The organism is Neisseria sp. HMSC070H10, from assembly GCF_001837635.1.
In the GTDB taxonomy this organism is placed as follows: Bacteria; Pseudomonadota; Gammaproteobacteria; order Burkholderiales; family Neisseriaceae; genus Neisseria; species Neisseria subflava_A.
The window spans coordinates 4,532-21,213 of record NZ_KV833358.1 but is presented as its reverse complement, the minus strand read 5'-3'; the positions used below and the strand labels follow the sequence as shown (position 1 = coordinate 21,213).

At 50.8% G+C, this 16,682-nt stretch carries 15 protein-coding genes and 2 pseudogenes; 15 read left to right on the top strand and 2 right to left on the bottom strand.

Annotated features, from left to right (window positions below; translation table 11 throughout):
* The first annotated feature begins 803 nt into the window (after positions 1-803).
* The 5 genes from HMPREF2606_RS01335 to trkA all read left to right on the top strand — a co-directional run bounded on the left by HMPREF2606_RS01335 (position 804) and on the right by trkA (position 7,492).
* Complete coding sequence (locus tag HMPREF2606_RS01335; protein WP_063068720.1) at positions 804-1,442, top strand: 2Fe-2S iron-sulfur cluster-binding protein; 639 nt, start codon at positions 804-806, stop codon at positions 1,440-1,442.
* Positions 1,442-3,070 carry an FAD-binding protein gene (locus HMPREF2606_RS01330; protein ID WP_070714197.1) on the top strand — a complete coding sequence of 543 codons (1,629 nt, stop codon included), beginning with the start codon at positions 1,442-1,444 and terminating at the stop codon, positions 3,068-3,070. The genes HMPREF2606_RS01335 and HMPREF2606_RS01330 overlap by 1 nt, the downstream gene beginning before the upstream one ends.
* Positions 3,067-4,320: a complex I 51 kDa subunit family protein gene (locus HMPREF2606_RS01325; protein ID WP_070714201.1), complete on the top strand. Its 1,254-nt coding sequence runs from the start codon at positions 3,067-3,069 to the stop codon at positions 4,318-4,320. Before HMPREF2606_RS01330 ends, HMPREF2606_RS01325 begins: the two co-directional genes overlap by 4 nt.
* A 213-nt stretch (positions 4,321-4,533) precedes the next feature.
* A complete protein-coding gene (locus HMPREF2606_RS01320; protein ID WP_070714204.1) occupies positions 4,534-5,985 on the top strand; it encodes a DASS family sodium-coupled anion symporter in 1,452 nt (483 codons plus the stop codon).
* Between the two features lie 94 nt (positions 5,986-6,079).
* Positions 6,080-7,492 (top strand): Trk system potassium transporter TrkA, encoded by a 1,413-nt coding sequence (trkA, locus tag HMPREF2606_RS01315; protein WP_070714208.1) that lies wholly within the window; start codon positions 6,080-6,082, stop codon positions 7,490-7,492.
* A gap of 77 nt (positions 7,493-7,569) precedes the next feature.
* On the opposite strand, the gene lgt is transcribed toward trkA, so the two are convergent.
* On the bottom strand, positions 7,570-8,430 hold the full coding sequence (gene lgt, locus HMPREF2606_RS01310; RefSeq protein WP_070843176.1) for a prolipoprotein diacylglyceryl transferase: 861 nt from the start codon (positions 8,428-8,430) through the stop codon (positions 7,570-7,572).
* Positions 8,431-8,504: 74 nt separating this feature from the next.
* Positions 8,505-9,635: a M14 family metallopeptidase gene (locus tag HMPREF2606_RS01305; RefSeq protein ID WP_070843175.1), complete on the bottom strand. Its 1,131-nt coding sequence runs from the start codon at positions 9,633-9,635 to the stop codon at positions 8,505-8,507.
* A gap of 174 nt (positions 9,636-9,809) precedes the next feature.
* On the opposite strand from HMPREF2606_RS01305, the gene argB reads away from it, so the two are divergent.
* From argB to HMPREF2606_RS11200, 10 genes and pseudogenes are all read left to right on the top strand, one after another.
* Positions 9,810-10,697: an acetylglutamate kinase gene (gene argB, locus HMPREF2606_RS01300; RefSeq protein ID WP_049323441.1), complete on the top strand. Its 888-nt coding sequence runs from the start codon at positions 9,810-9,812 to the stop codon at positions 10,695-10,697.
* A gap of 261 nt (positions 10,698-10,958) precedes the next feature.
* Positions 10,959-12,245: a phosphopyruvate hydratase gene (gene eno, locus HMPREF2606_RS01295; RefSeq protein WP_070843174.1), complete on the top strand. Its 1,287-nt coding sequence runs from the start codon at positions 10,959-10,961 to the stop codon at positions 12,243-12,245.
* Positions 12,246-12,268: 23 nt separating this feature from the next.
* The gene (gene ftsB, locus HMPREF2606_RS01290; protein WP_003679613.1) at positions 12,269-12,544 is read left to right on the top strand and encodes a cell division protein FtsB; all 276 of its coding nucleotides are present in this window, start codon (positions 12,269-12,271) and stop codon (positions 12,542-12,544) included.
* Between the two features lie 101 nt (positions 12,545-12,645).
* On the top strand, positions 12,646-13,137 hold the full coding sequence (locus HMPREF2606_RS01285; protein ID WP_063068729.1) for a DUF1841 family protein: 492 nt from the start codon (positions 12,646-12,648) through the stop codon (positions 13,135-13,137).
* Between the two features lie 112 nt (positions 13,138-13,249).
* A complete protein-coding gene (locus HMPREF2606_RS01280) occupies positions 13,250-13,957 on the top strand; it encodes an SIMPL domain-containing protein (RefSeq protein WP_070843173.1) in 708 nt (235 codons plus the stop codon).
* 9 nt (positions 13,958-13,966) lie between these two features.
* The gene (locus HMPREF2606_RS01275; protein WP_141762170.1) at positions 13,967-14,506 is read left to right on the top strand and encodes a hypothetical protein; all 540 of its coding nucleotides are present in this window, start codon (positions 13,967-13,969) and stop codon (positions 14,504-14,506) included.
* A 78-nt stretch (positions 14,507-14,584) separates the two neighbouring features.
* Positions 14,585-14,839, top strand: coding sequence for a hypothetical protein (locus HMPREF2606_RS01270; protein WP_070585516.1), 255 nt, complete (start codon positions 14,585-14,587; stop codon positions 14,837-14,839).
* Complete coding sequence (locus HMPREF2606_RS01265; protein ID WP_002231633.1) at positions 14,836-15,261, top strand: hypothetical protein; 426 nt, start codon at positions 14,836-14,838, stop codon at positions 15,259-15,261. The genes HMPREF2606_RS01270 and HMPREF2606_RS01265 overlap by 4 nt, the downstream gene beginning before the upstream one ends.
* Positions 15,262-15,307: 46 nt before the next feature.
* Positions 15,308-15,763, top strand: a pseudogene (locus tag HMPREF2606_RS01260) (IS1595 family transposase); the annotation flags it as partial.
* Between the two features lie 80 nt (positions 15,764-15,843).
* Positions 15,844-16,682 (top strand): annotated as a pseudogene (locus HMPREF2606_RS11200) (hypothetical protein); the annotation flags it as partial.

The following is a 16,682-nucleotide window of genomic DNA, read 5'->3' as shown; positions in this document are numbered from 1 at the left end:
AGAGACCGATTTTTTCAGACGGCCTTCAATAGTGTAATAGTGCTTTCAAATGAATGACCCAGACAATATCATTTTTATACTTTATTGATTTAAATAAAATTTAATATCGTATTAAATCACTTGGTTATTGATAATTTATATCCACTGACCATTCGCTTACATAGAAATAAAATTACATTATTTTTAAATGATAATCTTATTGCAAGGCCGTCTGAAAATATTTGCCTCAAGCATCTGAGAAAGAAATTTAGTAGCTTGTATTTAAAAGGGAACCACCTAAATTTTAGACGGCCTTTCTTATCTTCCAATACAATACACAATTGTAAAACCTGTGTCATTTTCTCCCTCAACCTTCTTGACTGATATCAAACTTGTTTGATTTTCTGAAATTTTATAACAGTCTTTTCACTTGCTTATATACCTAAATATTATTCAATATATACAATAAGATATGTAAAATTACCTAATATATAATAATGATTTTCACTAGAAAATGGATAAATATTTTTAAAATTATACTAAAAAAGTAATTTTATTTTACTTTTAAAATCAAGTATTTGTAATAAATTTGTCTAAATAATAGGCATATTTTGTTTACAATCTTTTCCTTAAGCAAGGCTAATCCCTCCCTATCATCAAATCCAACAAATTCTGATACACTTCGCCTTATATATATAAACATTGATTTTAAAAGAATTTCTGAGTAAATCACTTGGATATTTTCCTCATACGCACAAATGTAATAAAAATACAATTAATCAAATTACCCACTATTCCACCTTCCAATTTCACAGGAACAAACCATGAGTGAAAATTTGTTAACCCTGACCATAGACGGCCATGAAGTCAAAGCTTCCGCCGACTCGTCAATCATCCAAGCCTATGCCCGTTCAGGCAATGCGATTACTGCCAATGTCGGCTGTATGGGTCAAGGCGTATGCGGTTCGTGCCGCTGCATGATACGCAAGGAAGGCGAGCGTGAGGTAACGACTGCGTTGGCGTGTGAAACCAAAGTCGAAGAAGGGATGCAGGTCAGCTTCTTGGACTACTTTATTCCGGAACATATCCAATATTACGACGTCAGCGAGATTGGTGATGGCTGGAACTGGTTGGATGATACCGCCAAAGCCTTCCCTGAAGCGCAAAACTGCCGCCATTGCGGCGGCTGTAATCGCGCCTGTCCTAAAGGTTTGCAAGTGGAAAACGGCGTAGCGCAGGTAGTTTCCGGCGATTTCGGCGCGGCTGCTCTGACCTTCGACCAATGTGTGATGTGCAACCTCTGCACCCTCTCCTGCCCCGAACACATCCGTCCGAACCACTTGGGCTTGTTCGCACGCCGTATGAAAGCGGCGCGTACATTGCGTCCGGTGGATTTGATGCGCCGCCTGCGCGAAATCGACAGCGGCAAAATGAAAGTCGAATTTGAAGAGGAGTCAGTGTAATGGTTAACAAAATCCAAGGCATAGACTACGAAACCGCCCTTGCCAACCTGCGTGCGTCCTCATTGGAGCTGCGCGGCGATTTACCTGAAAAGAACGAATTACTGAGCCAATTTCACCCTGACTATCAGGCAAATGCGCGTGTGAAACTGCCTATCGGCCCAAACCAAGGCGATTACTGCCATCCTGATTTGGCCAAACTCTTAATCAGTCAGCCTCTGATTGACGACTATGATTTGTCAGGCGCAGAACACTTGAACACTGACGTATTGGTAATTGGCGGCGGCGGTGCAGGTGCGGCAGCAGCGTTATCCGCGACCGAGGCAGGCGCGCGCGTGATTATGGCGAACAAGCTGCGTATCGGTGACAGCAATACCGTGATGGCCGAAGGCGGCATTCAAGCTGCGGTCGGCGCGGAAGACAGCCTGCAACAACACTTTGACGACACCATCAAAGGTGGTCACAACGCAGGCAAAAAAGAATTGGTTGCCCAAATGGTTACCGATGCACCATCCGCCATCCGCTGGCTGATTGGCTTGGGCATGACTTTTGACTTGACTAAAGGCGCAGACAACAACGGCATGTTGAGCCGCAAACGCGCAGGCGGTACGACCGTGCCGCGCATCCTGAGCTACCGCGACTTTACCGGCCTCGAAATGATGCGCGTACTGCGCGAGGCGGTCGAACTCGACGAAAACATCACCCAGCTCAACCGCCACCCTGCCATCGAATTATTATCAGACGAACACGGCCGCTGCGTCGGCGCGATTTTGTACGATTTGGAAAAACGCTCTTTGGTATTGGTTCACGCCAAAGCCGTGGTCTTGGCAACCGGCGGCAGCGGACGCCTGCATTTGCAAGGTTTCGCCACATCCAACCACTATGGCGCGACTGCAGACGGCCTAGTGATGGCTTACCGCATCGGCGCGAAACTGCGCGATGTCGATTCCTTCCAATACCACCCAACCGGCGTCGCCCACCCTCCTCACTTGGCAGGCGCGCTGATTTCCGAAGCCGTGCGCTCCGCAGGTACCAAACTGGTCAACGGTTTAGGCGAACGTTTCGTTGACGAATTGCAGCCGCGCGACGTCGTTGCCGCCGCCATCTTGCGCGAGTGCCGCGAAGGCCGCGGCGTGGTGCGCGACGGACAAGTCGGCGTGTTCCTCGACACCCCGCGCCTGATTGAAAACGATCCTGATGTGTTGAACCGTTTGGTAACACTCGGCCACGTCGCCCACAAATGCGGCATCGACCCCGCCGTCGAACCCGTGATGATTCATCCGACCCTGCACTATCAAAACGGCGGCGTCGAAATCAACGGCGACGGCGCAACCTGCGTCGAAGGCCTCTATTGCGCCGGCGAAGTAACCGGCGGCATTCACGGCCGCAACCGTCTGATGGGCAATGCACTTTTAGACATCATCAGCTTCGGCCGCCGTGCCGGCAAAGCCGCGGCAAATTGCGGCCTGCCGTTGAAAAAAGTACGCGGCGGTGTCGGACACGTCCACGATCTGCAACGCGAAATGACCCGCGCCGGTCTGACCAGCGACATCAAAGCCCCCGTTTTATATCCCGACTACGGCAAATTCGATTTGCGCGAACACGCCGGTTTGCAGGAGCAACAATCATGAATCAAGCCAATCAAAACTTACTGCATCCTTCCCGCCAAGTCGGCGCAGATTTAGCCGCATGGCGCAAAGTCGGCGGCGGAGAAGGCCTGTTGGCTGCGCTTGCCGATCCTCAAAGCATTGTTTCCAAACTGCAAGATGCCAATCTTTGCGGTATGGGTGGCGCAGGTTTCCCGACTTGGCGCAAATGGGAGGCCGCCGTTGCCGCCCAAAGCAAAAATGGCGACAAATACGTCGTCTGCAATGCCAACGAAGACGAACCGGGTACATTTAAAGACCGCGTGTTGCTGGCGAAAACGCCGCACCAAGTCATCGAGGGCGTACTGATTGCCGCCGTCGCCTGCCGCGCCAACAAAGCGATTCTGTACGTCAACCCTCATCAAACCGAATCCATCGCTTCCATCACACCAGCCATCGAGCAATGGAAAAACAGCGATTTGTTTATCCGTATCGAAAACTACTTGGGTAAACCTTTGGACTTGCAACTGGTCGAAACTTCAGGCCGCTACATCGGCGGCGAAGAAACCGCCGTGATTTCATGGTTGGAAGGCGGTTTCCCCTTCCCCCGCCGCAAGCCGCCGTTCCCTGCCGAAAGCGGCGTAGCAGGCGAACCAACCTTAATCAACAACACCGAAACCTTCGCCAACATCCCGCAAATCCTTGCCAAAGGCGCGGAATGGTACAAATCGCTGGGCCTGGGCGATGCCGCAGGCACGAAACTCTACTCGCTCTCCGGCGACGTATTGAATCCGGGGCTGTACGAACTGCCGATGGGCACGACCCTGCAATCGCTGATTTTCGACCACGGCGGCGGTATGCTCGAAGGGCGCACGTTTAAAGCCGTCTTCACCGGCGGCCCGTCAAACACGCTTCTGACCGTCAAAGATTTGGATGTGCCTTTGGACTTCGTGTCCGTGCGCGAACGCAAATCCAGCCTCGGTACGGGCGCGATGATTGTAATTTCCGAAGGCACCAGCGTCGTGCGTAAAGTGGCCGAGTATGTGGAATTTTTTGCGTCCAACTCATGCGGTCAATGCCCGCCGTGCAAAGGCGGCACATTCCAGCTTTCCCGCCTGCTCAACCGCGTGGACACCGGCATCGGCACTCCCGACGATCTGCGCGCCCTGCAAAGCCTATGCCAACTGTTGCCACGAAGCGGTCGTTGCGGTTTGATTGACGGCGCGGTTACCGTGTTGCAAAGCTCGTTGCGCACCTTCCCCGAAGAATACGGCCTGTCGCAAGAACAGGAGTAAAACGGCGTTGTTTTCAGACGGCCTGTTACTGTAAAGGCCGTCTGAAAAACCAATACCAAACTCCCTTTCTCTTCTTTCCAAGATGGAAGAGAAACCCAATAAGAAAAATACCTTCCGAACCTACCAAAACACGTTCAGACAAGCTTAAGCAACACTCAGGCCGTCTGAAAACCGATTTCCCAATACTTCAATCCTCAAATTAGGAGATTCAACATGGGCTTCAAGCCAATTCCTGCTGCGGCCGCACTTGTGCTGACGCTGCTTATCTGGTTCGTTATCCCCGTTCCTCAAGGTGTCTCGCCTGACGCATGGCATCTTTTGGCATTGTTTGTCGGCATCATTGCCGGCATCATCGGCAAAGCCATGCCTATCGGCGCAATGGCGATTTTGGGCATTACCTTGGTTGCACTGACCGGCGTGACCAACGAAAAAGCCGCCGATGCAACCAAAGACGCTTTGAGCAGCCTCAACAACTCACTCATCTGGATGATCGGTATCGCCATCATCATCTCGCGCGGCCTGTTGAAAACCGGCTTGGGTATGCGTATCGGTTACCTCTTGATTTCCCTCTTCGGCAAACGCACGCTGGGCGTAGGTTACAGCTTGGCATTGGCCGACTTGGTCATCGGTCCGGTAACGCCGAGTAATACCGCGCGCGGCGGTGCCATCGTGCATCCGATTATGAAATCCATTGCCTTGAGCTTCGACTCCGACCCTGAAAAAGGTACGGAAGGCAAAATCGGTAAATACCTTTCACTGGTCAACTTCCACTCCAACGTGATTACCTGTCTGATTTTTATCACTGCCACCGCACCCAATCCGCTGGTAGTCGAATTGGTTGCCAAAGCCACTAATTCAGAAATCCAACTCTCTTGGGGTACTTGGTTCTTGGCGATGGTCGTACCCGGCCTGCTTGCCATGCTGCTGATGCCGCTGGTGCTGTATTTCCTGTATCCGCCTAAAATCAAACAAACCCCCAACGCCACTGCATTGGCAAAAGAGCATTTGGCTGCCATGGGGCCGATGAAGCGTGAAGAAAAAATCATGCTGGGCATTTTCCTGGTTCTGCTGCTGTTGTGGGCGGGTATTCCCGAGATGTTGTTCGGCGTGAAAGTTGATGCTACCGCCACCACCTTCCTCGGCTTGAGCCTGTGCCTTTTGACCGGCGTACTGACTTGGGAAGATGCGCTGAAAGAAAAAAGCGCGTGGGACACCATCGTTTGGTTTGCGGCCTTGGTTATGATGGCAAACTTCCTCAACAAACTGGGCCTCATCAGCTGGTTGTCCGACTCCATGCAAAGCGGTATCGCCCACATGGGCTTGGGTTGGGAAGCCGGTTGCGCCCTGTTAATGCTTGCCTACCTCTACGCCCACTACGTTTTCGCCAGCGGTACGGCACACGTTACCGCCATGTTCGGCGCATTCTACGGCGCAGGCTTAGCCTTGGGCGCACCACCGATGCTGTTTGCCCTGATTATGGCAGCCGCTACCGGTATCATGATGTCGCTAACCCACTACGCCACCGGTTCCGCACCTGTCATTTACGGCTCAAACTACGTCAACATGACCGAATGGTGGAAAGCCGGCTTCATCATGAGCGTGGTCGAAATTCTGATTTTCAGCACTGTCGGCATCTTGTGGTGGAAAGCCTTAGGCTATTGGTAATCCTTTAGCCGATTGAAAAATCAGGCCGTCTGAAACTCCAATTTCAGACGGCCTTTTGTTACAATTTCATTTTTACCGAACACACTCGATTACCGTGAAAATACTCATCCTCGGCAGCGGCCAAGTCGGCTCGACCGTCGCCCAAAACCTTGCCTCCGTTCCCAGCAACGACGTTACCATCATCGACATCGACGAAAAAGCGCTCAACCGTATCAGCAGCCGCCTCGATGTCCAAACCATCGTCGGCAACGGCGCATCGCCCTTTACCCTCGAACAGGCAGGCGCGGCGGACTCCGACCTCCTGCTTGCCCTGACCCGCAGCGACGAAACCAACATTGTCGCCTCCAAAATCGCCGCTGACCTATTCAACATCCCCAGCCGCATCGCACGTGTGCGCTCAAGCGAATACCTCGAATATCCGGTTGACGGCAGCGACAACCCCGAAGAAGGCAGCCTCAACATCTTCGGCATTACCGAAACCATCAGCCCCGAACAACTGGTTACCGAACAACTCGTCGGCCTGCTCAACTACACCAGCTCATTGCAGGTACTCAGTTTCGCCAACGATAAAGTGCGCATGGTAATTGTTCAAGCCCGCAAAGGCGGTTTGCTGATCGGCCGTGAAATTGCCGACATCAACCAGCACTTGCTCGAAGGCGTTGACTGCCAAATCTGCGCCATCTACCGCAACAACCGCCTGATCGTCCCCACCCCGCAAACCGTCATCATCGAAGGCGATGAAGTCCTGTTTGCCGCTGACATCAACAGCGTTGAAGCCATCATGCGCGAATTGCGTCCGAAAGAAGCGCGTACCCGCCGCATCATGATTGCCGGCGGCGGCAACATCGGCTACCGCCTCGCCAAGCAGCTCGAGTCCAAATACGACATCAAAATCATCGAATACAAACCCCAGCGCGCCGAATGGCTGGCCGAGAATCTGGACAACACCCTCGTCCTGCAAGGTTCCGCCACCGACGAAACCCTGCTGGATGAAGAATACATCGATGAAATCGACGTCTTCTGCGCGCTGACCAATGATGACGAAAACAACATCATGTCCAGTCTATTGGCAAAAAACCTTGGTGCCAAACGCGTAATCACCATCGTCAACCGCTCAAGCTACGTCGATTTGCTCGAAGGCAACAAAATCGATATCGTCGTTTCCCCCCACCTGATTACCATCGGCTCCATCCTCGCCCACATCCGCCGCGGCGACATCGTTGCCGTCCACCCCCTGCGCCGCGGCACGGCCGAAGCCATCGAAGTGGTGGTACACGGCGATAAAAACACTTCCGCCATCGTCGGCCGCCGCATCAGCGGCATCAAATGGCCGAGCGACTGCTACATCGCCGCCATTGTCCGCGGCGCAACCGGCGAAGTCATCATGGGACACCACACCGAAACCATCCTCCAAGACGGCGACCACATTATCTTCTTCGTCTCACGCCGCCGCGTCCTGCCGGAGTTGGAAAAACTCATTCAAGTCAAAATGGGCTTTTTCGGTTAAGCCCAAAATCCGTTTGCTTGAAGCCATAAAAAGGCCGTCTGAAAACCTTTTCAGACGGCCTTTATTTCTTGTTTTATTTATGCTTTGGCAACGCTGTTTTTACGGCCAAACCAAACAAAACCAATCACACCCAATACAATCATCGGCACGCTCAACCATTGCCCCATGGACAAACCCAAAGTCAGCAGGCCGAGATAGTCATCAGGCTGACGGGCAAATTCTGCAATAAAGCGGAACAAACCGTAACCGCCCAAGAACAATGCTGCCGTTTGTCCGGCCGGACGTGGTTTTTTCGAGAAAATCCAAACGATGACAAACAGGCAAATGCCTTCAAGGGCAAACTGGTAAAGCTGAGACGGATGGCGCGGCAGCATGCCGTATTGTTGCAGCCATTCGGCCCACAAAGGATTGTGCGCCGCAGCTTCCGTATCTTCGTAACGCGCTTGGGGGAAACCCATCGCCCAGAAAGCATTGAGTTCGGTCACGCGTCCCCAAAGTTCGCCGTTGATAAAGTTGCCGATACGGCCGGAAGCCAAGCCCAGCGGCACGAGCGGCGCAACGGTATCCATCAATTTCAAGATACTGATGTTGTGCTTGCGGCCAAACAGCCATATGGCAACGACCACACCCAAAAAGCCGCCGTGAAACGACATGCCGCCTTCCCATACTTTGAAAATATCCAACGGGTTGGCAAGATAGTCGGAAAATTTATAAAACAAAACGTAGCCGATACGGCCGCCCAAGATGACGCCCAAGATACCCCAAGTCAGGAAATCGTCGAGTGTTTCTTTGGTAAACACAGAATTGCCCTGCGCGATACGGCGACGGCCCAAAATCGTAAACAGGATAAAGCCGACAATATAGCTCAAGGCATACCAGCGGATAGCAAGCGGGCCGATGCTGATCAGCACCGGATCAAACTGGGGATGTATTATCATGATGTGTGTTCCTTATCTCAAAGGCCGTCTGAAAGCCTGAACTTTCAGACGGCCTGTATGCGGTGTCGGATGGTTTAACGCAAATCGTCAACCACATTCAAAATAGCAGACAACATTGCCTCGCCCAAGCGCAACGAGCGTTGGCCGTTCCAGCCGAAGTCGTCGTCCGGCAGGTTGGCATTGTCTTTAAACGGCATTTCCAAAGTATAGGCAAGGCAGTTGAAATGATTGCCGACCCAGTTGGTCGCCAAAGTCATGTTTGCCTGACCCGGCGCATCTTTGTCATAGCCGTAATCGTCTTGGAAATCGGGGCTGGCATTGAGCAACGCCAGTTTGAATTGATCTTCCAAGGCTTCGATGCGTTCGTTGTAATTCGGCACGCCTTCGGTACCGGCCACAAAGACAAACGGCAGACCTTCATCGCCGTGAATATCCAAGAACAAATCCACGCCGGTTTCCATCATTTTTTCACGGACGGTAAAGACTTCGGGACTTCGCTCCAAAGTCGGGTTTTCCCATTCGCGGTTGAGGTTGGCGCCGGCGGCATTGGTGCGCAGATTACCCAAAACCGAACCGTCCGGATTCATATTTGGCACAATGTAAAAAGTCGCACGGTCAAGCAGCATGCGCGCGGTCGGATCTTGCGGATCAAGCAGGCGGCCCAGCAAACCTTCGACAAACCATTCCGCCATGGTTTCACCCGGATGCTGACGGGCGATAATCCAGACTTTCATGTCGCTTTCGACTTGGTTACCGATGGTCAGAAGGTTGATGTCGCGACCTTGAACGGTACTGCCCAAATCGTCGATACGGCACAAGCCGCTGCCCTGCGCATCTCCCAAAAGGTTCAAATGCTGCTCGTTGGAATAAGGCTCGAAATAAGCGTAGTAAACGCTGTTGGACAAAGGCGTATGGTTGATGGTCAACACGCCGTTTTCATAGCTGGTCGGCACGCGGAACCAATTTTGGCGGTCGTAAGAAGCGCAAGCCTGATAGTCCTCCCAGCCCAAAGGATACGCAGCGTCCGCCGCATTTTCAAAATGCATCACGCAGTTTTGATAGGCCGCACCCTGTAAACGGAAGTAAAACCATTGGGCAAACTCCGAAGCATTGTCGGAACGCAGGGCGAGACGGATATCGGCAGGGTTGCTCAAGTCTTTGACAACGACCGAACCGGCATCGAATTGGGTGCTGATTTTCATCATGGGTATCCTTAGTAATCGGCAAAGAGGCCGAAGCAAACCGTCATTTTACCGTTTGCATGAGGCTGGTTTCAACCATTTAACTGATTTAACAGGATTTCAAGCGCTTGGAAATATTGTTTCAGACGGCCTTTGGGATTAAGATAAAGGCCGAAATCATGAAACAAGGTTGAAACCATGACTCAGCAACAATCTGTCTCCTCTGCGATCAAAGCACGCGTCCTTGCCGAATCTTTACCTTATATCCGCCGTTTTTCCGGCTCCATCATCGTCATCAAATACGGCGGCAACGCCATGACCGAGTCGGCCTTAAAAGAGGGCTTCGCACGCGATGTCGTCCTGCTCAAACTGATCGGCCTGCATCCCGTCATCGTTCACGGCGGCGGCCCGCAAATCAATGAAATGCTGGAAAAAGTCGGCAAAAAAGGGGAATTTGTTCAAGGCATGCGCGTCACCGACAGCGAAACCATGGACATCGTAGAAATGGTTTTGGGCGGACACGTCAATAAAGAAATCGTTTCCATGATTACCTCCTTCGGTGGTCGCGCCGTCGGCATTACCGGCCGGGACAACCACTTCATCAAAGCGGAAAAACTCCTAATCGACACGCCCGAACAAAAAGGCGTGGACATCGGCCAAGTCGGCACCGTGGCCGACATCGATACCCGTTTGGTGGAAGGCTTGGTCGAGCGCGGCTGCATTCCGGTCATCGCACCCATCGGCGTAGGCCAAAACGGCGAAGCGTTCAACATCAATGCCGACTTGGTTGCCGGCAAGCTGGCGGAAAAACTTCAAGCCGAAAAACTGCTGATGATGACCAATATTCCCGGCGTACTGGATAAAGAAGGCAAATTATTGACCACCCTGACGCCAAGCCGCATTGACGAACTGATTGAAGACGGCACGCTGTACGGCGGCATGCTGCCTAAAATTGCCTCCGCCGTCGAAGCCGCCAAAAGCGGCGTCAAAGCCACGCATATCATAGACGGCCGCGTTCCCAACGCCCTGCTCTTGGAAGTGCTGACCGATGACGGCGTAGGCTCGATGATTTTGGGCGAAGGCTGATCTGGTTTTCAGACGGCCTTATACCTGATTTAATCAGCTTTTCACCCTAAAAAGGGTAAAAAATGTTACACTATACGGCTTATGTTTGTTTGACCGATATTGACGTGAAACAAACTTACAGTCGGTTTCATACCGACGCCGATGCCATGCCCGGCAAAGACGGTATAATGTCTGCATTCATCAGACTTCGGAAATCATCATCAAGGCCGTCTGAAACGTAACAAAGCTACTTTTCTTTTACCATCCTATTTGGAGATATTCATGAGCGCAATCGTTGATATTTTTGCACGCGAAATCTTAGACTCTCGCGGCAACCCTACTGTAGAGTGTGACGTATTGTTGGAATCCGGCGTCATGGGCCGTGCAGCCGTACCAAGCGGCGCATCAACCGGTCAAAAAGAAGCTTTGGAACTGCGTGACGGCGACAAATCCCGTTACTTGGGCAAAGGCGTATTGAAAGCCGTTGACCACGTTAACAACCAAATCGCGCAAGCCCTCATCGGCATCGATGCCAGCGAGCAATCTTATATCGACCAAATCATGATCGAATTGGACGGTACTGAAAACAAAGGCAACTTGGGTGCCAATGCCACTTTGGCCGTTTCTATGGCCGTAGCACGCGCGGCCGCTGAAGATGCAGGCCTGCCGCTGTACCGTTACTTGGGCGGCGCAGGCCCAATGGCTCTGCCGGTTCCAATGATGAACGTTATCAACGGCGGCGAACACGCTAACAACAGCCTGAACATCCAAGAATTCATGATCATGCCTGTCGGCGCAAAATCTTTCCGCGAAGCCCTGCGTTGCGGTGCCGAAATTTTCCATGCGCTGAAAAAACTGTGCGATAGCAAAGGCTTCCCGACTACCGTCGGCGACGAAGGCGGTTTTGCACCCAACCTAAACAGCCACAAAGAAGCCCTGCAATTGATGGTGGAAGCCACCGAAGCCGCCGGTTACAAAGCAGGCGAGGACGTATTGTTCGCCCTGGACTGCGCATCCAGCGAGTTCTACAAAGACGGCCAATACCACCTGGAAGCCGAAGGCCGCTCCTACACCAGCGCAGAATTTGCCGAATACCTGGAAGGCCTGGTTAACGAATTCCCAATCATTTCCATCGAAGACGGTATGGACGAAAACGACTGGGAAGGCTGGAAACTGCTGACCGAAAAATTGGGCGGCAGAGTTCAATTGGTCGGCGACGACTTGTTCGTAACCAATCCAAAAATCTTGGCTGAAGGCATCGAAAAAGGCGTGGCAAACGCATTGCTGGTTAAAGTCAACCAAATCGGTACTTTGAGCGAAACCCTGAAAGCCGTTGACTTGGCCAAACGCAACCGCTACACCAGCGTAATGAGCCACCGTTCCGGCGAAACCGAAGACAGCACCATTGCCGACTTGGCAGTTGCCACCAACTGTATGCAAATCAAAACCGGCTCCCTGTCCCGTTCTGACCGCATGGCGAAATACAACCAATTGTTGCGCATCGAAGAAGAATTGGCCGAAGCCGCTTACTACCCTGGCAAAGCCGCATTCTACCAATTGGGCAAATAAGCAAAATATAGGATATTGATTGTATGAAGTGGGTGACTTTTGTTTTAACCTTCGCACTGTTGTGCTGTCAGTACAGCCTTTGGTTTGGTAAAGGCAGCGTCGGGCATACGGAAGAATTGCAGGAGCAGCTCGTCCGTCAGGAGGAAAAAAACCAAACGCTCACTTTGCGCAACAATTTCCTCAATGCGGAAGTTGAAGATTTGGCACACGGACAAGAGGCTATCGCCGAAATTGCCCGCGTCGAATTGGGCTATGTCCAAGACGGCGAAGTGTATTACCGAATCATCGACCGCCGCTAAACCCTGCAAAACAAAGGCCGTCTGAAAACATATTTTTCAGACGGCCTTTTTTATCGCAATCGCTATATAATCACATATCCCAAAATCAAATCACACCCATCATGTATGACGTAAACACCCACGATGTCCGCCGATTCTTTGCCCACGTCTGGCAACACAGGCTCGCGCCGCTCCAATTGGACGGCCTGCAACAAAAAGCTTTGCGCATTATCGAAGCCCATCCCGAATACGGACACTATCTCGAAGACATCGAACAATATTTAGATAAAGAATGGCTGCCCGAAGACGGTGAAAGCAACCCATTCCTGCACATGTCTCTACACCTTTCCCTACAAGAGCAAAGCGCCATCGACCAGCCCCCGGGCATCCGTGCCATCCACCAACAACTTTGCGCCCGTTACAACGGCGACTGGGTCAAAGCCGAACACGATATGATGGAAGCCTTGGCAGAAACCATCTGGGAAGCACAACGCTACGGACGGGGCCTTGACGTCAATGCCTACATGACCCGCTTGCGGAAATTGGTCGGCTTAGGCCAAGAAGAAAAAGCCCGCCTCAATCCCCATGAAGTCGGCTTGATGGATACAAAATAACTTCTTTTCAGACGGCCTCAACCCAGACAAATCCTTACGCTTGCCAAAGCCAACGTTTCCATCTTTCATGCTAAATTACTTTTTTAAAATCTGCATTACAAGGAAAACCAAAATGCTCCGCCCAGCCCTTACCGCCCTACTGCTAGCCGCCTCCCTGCCCGTTGCAGCAGAAAGCCTCAATTACAACATCGTTGAATTTTCCGAATCCGCGAATATGGAAGTGCCGCGGGATACCATGACCGCGCATTTCAGCGTCAACGCAGAAGGTAAAGACCGTCAAGCCGTCAACCAAGCCTTCATGAAGAAATTCAACCAGTTCAACAAAATCTCCCAAAACAGCAAATTTAAAGCAGAGTTGATGGAGCGCAACGCCTCCCCACGCTATCAATACACCAACGGCAAACGCACCCAAACCGGCTGGGAAGAACACGCCTACTTCAAAGTAGAAAGCAAAGACTTTGAAGCACTCAACCGCCTGATTGCCGACAGCATCAATATCGCCGTTTTGGAGAGCTCCTCATTTTCTGTATCCAAAGAAAAACGCGAAGAAACCGTCGACCAACTGAGCAAAGCCGTCATCCTGCGCTTCAAAGACCGCGCCCAAAACCTCGCCCAAACGCTCGGCTTCTCCAGCTACAAAATCGTCAAACTCAACCTGGGCCACATCGGCAACCGCCAAATCGGCGGCGATTTTGCACGCGCCAAAATGCTGCGGGCAGCCCCTGTCGCAGAGATGGCAGCAGGAATAGAAGATGGCGTACCAGCCTCCCCAGGTTCGGAAGAGATCAGCCTGACCGTCAGCGGCTCGGTGCAAATGTAGGATTTTCTTTTGAATCATTTGAAAGGCCGTCTGAAAGTATATTTTTCAGACGGCCTTTTATATTACTCAATGATTAAAATGGCATTTAATCCCGAAAGAAGGCAGGCTCATAGCGAAGAGTTCGGCAAAACCGATACTGTTATGTTAATGTCTTACGGCAAATCACCGGAAGAAATTGCCGCCAATGCAAAAATGATGCGGATTGGCAGCGAACTGCTTACCGATATGACGGTTGTCGGAACGATTAAAGATTTCAAACAGGCCGACACGTTTAGAGATTATGCTGTTGCAACTATTTTTGCCATTCCAGGAGTGAAAGTAGCTAAAAAACTAGAAACCGTCCGCGATTTCAGAAAGGCCTACGAAGCTGCCAAAGAAGCGGGGGATTTGCGCACAGCCAAGAAATTGTTTGAATTAGCCAAAGATGCGAAAGGCTCGCCTAGAAGATTTGAACAACTTGAGGTTAAAGTAAGCAAGATACAAGAAGAGTTGGCAAGATTAGAAATTGATTTTGCTAAAATTCCTAAGGAATTTCAAAAAGCATCTTAGAACCCGCAAAGATTTTCTTTAGCCGATAACCAATTTGGTCGCAAAGTAGGAAAACATGCTACTGAACATGGATTTGATATGAAAACTTCTAGCAGAAGAGAAAGTTTTAAAAAATTTATTTATGAAATTGCTAAACGGCCAGATGAGTTAAGGGTAGGAACTTTTAACGGGCAGGGAATCAGGCAAGGTGCAAATCATGCACGTGGATCAGTTTTATTTAGAATTAAAGGAAATAATGTAGTAGTAACATCTCCTGAAGGAGAGTTTATAACAATTTTGAAAAATGGCTTAACTAATCCATCAGTAAAAGAAGGGATAAGGGTAAATAAATGAATGAGTTAAATGGAAGGATTTTATCAGTAAAGGGGCTTTTCTTCATATATGACGAAACGGATCTTGATATTGATGTCCAACGTCCCGATGAAATACAGTTTGATTTGGAAGGGATCCCTGTTTTATTTAAGTGTAATGGCAGCGAACCGAATCTGTCTTATGAAATCAACAAGGAAGCTGAAAACGTATCTTTAGGTAGTTATGGAGAGCTTAAAATATTCGATTTAACCGATTTTGATTTTTTTGGTTTCCTTAAAGATGAAGACCTATTGGAAATGAGAAAACTATATCTTGATGATGATGAAATCGGGTTTCGGCTAATTTTTTCCCAATCAGTGTTGAATATGATTAATTGGGGAGATGAATTTTTTTTGTTTAAAAACTTACCCGAATTTTTAATAAATGAAAATCTCCATGAATAAAAATTTAGGGGCTATACTAGATAAGCAGTCATGTTAGACTGCAAAAATGAAGATAACCCATTGTAAACTAAAAAAGAGTATTCAAAAGAAACTGCTCCAGTTTTTTGTACTCGAAGTTACCGCCCGTTCAGCAGCTGATTTATCGGGCATCCACCCCAATTCGGCAGTGCTGTTTTACCGCAAGATTCGCGAAGTCATCAGCCATCATCTTTCACTGGAAGCCGATACGGTTTTTGACGGCTCAGTTGAGTTGGACGAGAGCTATTTTGGCGGACACCGCAAAGGCAAACGTGGATGCGGTGCGGCAGACAAGGTGGCAGTTTTTGGTATTCTCAAACGCGGCGGCAAGGTTTATACCGTGGTTATTGAGAACGCTAAAAGAGAGACGTTATTTCCTGTTATCACAAAGAAAATTATGCCTGACAGTATTGTCTATACGGATTGTTTGAGTAGCTATGATGTGTTGGATGTAAGCGGATTTACCCACCACCTCATTAATCACAAGACAACCACTACCAGGATTGGGAAAACCACGAGCGCAAAAAGTCCGGCCTCACCGGCAGCCTGAAAAACGGCGTGGCGATGGCCGGTTACGGCAAAACCCAAACCAAGCTGCAGCAAAACAGCGTATCGTCTGCCGTAGTCTCCTCGCAGATAGGCAGCCTGAAAGGCGATACCACCATCGCGGCGGGCAGCAAACTGACTACCGAAGCCGCACAACTGTATGCCGGCGGCGATCTGCATCTGCAGGGGCGCGAAGTTTCCCTCGGCGAAGCCTACAAACGGAACGAGCGGCACAGCGAAGGCAACATCACCATCGGCGGCAAAAAAACCAGTGCCCGCGCTCTCGGCATCCATACCGATTCGACCACTGCCCATCACGGTGCCGACAGCGTTCCCGATCTGCAAAACCTACTCGACAAACAGCAAACCATTGCCCAATCGACTGCCGTCATCCACAGCGCCGTTGCCACCTATAGTGGCAACCGTGCCAAAGCGGCAGTCGAAGAGCTGGAAAAACAACAGGCCGCTTACGAAGGCCGTCTGAAAGAGCAAAACGACGGCAGTTATGAGCAATATGCCGGTAAAAGCGACAGCGAACGGCTGTCCATGAGGCTGGGGAACGCGAAGTATGCCCAAGCTTACCAAGAAGCCCGAAGCTGGGGCGTAGGCGGCAGCAAAAGCCGTGCGCTTAGCGCCGCCGAAACCCTGATTACCGGCGCCCTGGGCGGACAGGGTGATTTACAGCTGGCGGCCAATACGTTGGCGCCGTATGCTGCAGCCGCCATCGGCAAGCGCTTCGGCCACGGTGAAAACAAAAACGAAGCCGCGCAAGCAATCGGCCACTTTATGCTCGGCGCGGCCTTGGCCTACGCCAACGGCGCCGAGCCGCTTGCCGGCGGCAGCGCTGCCGTTGCCGC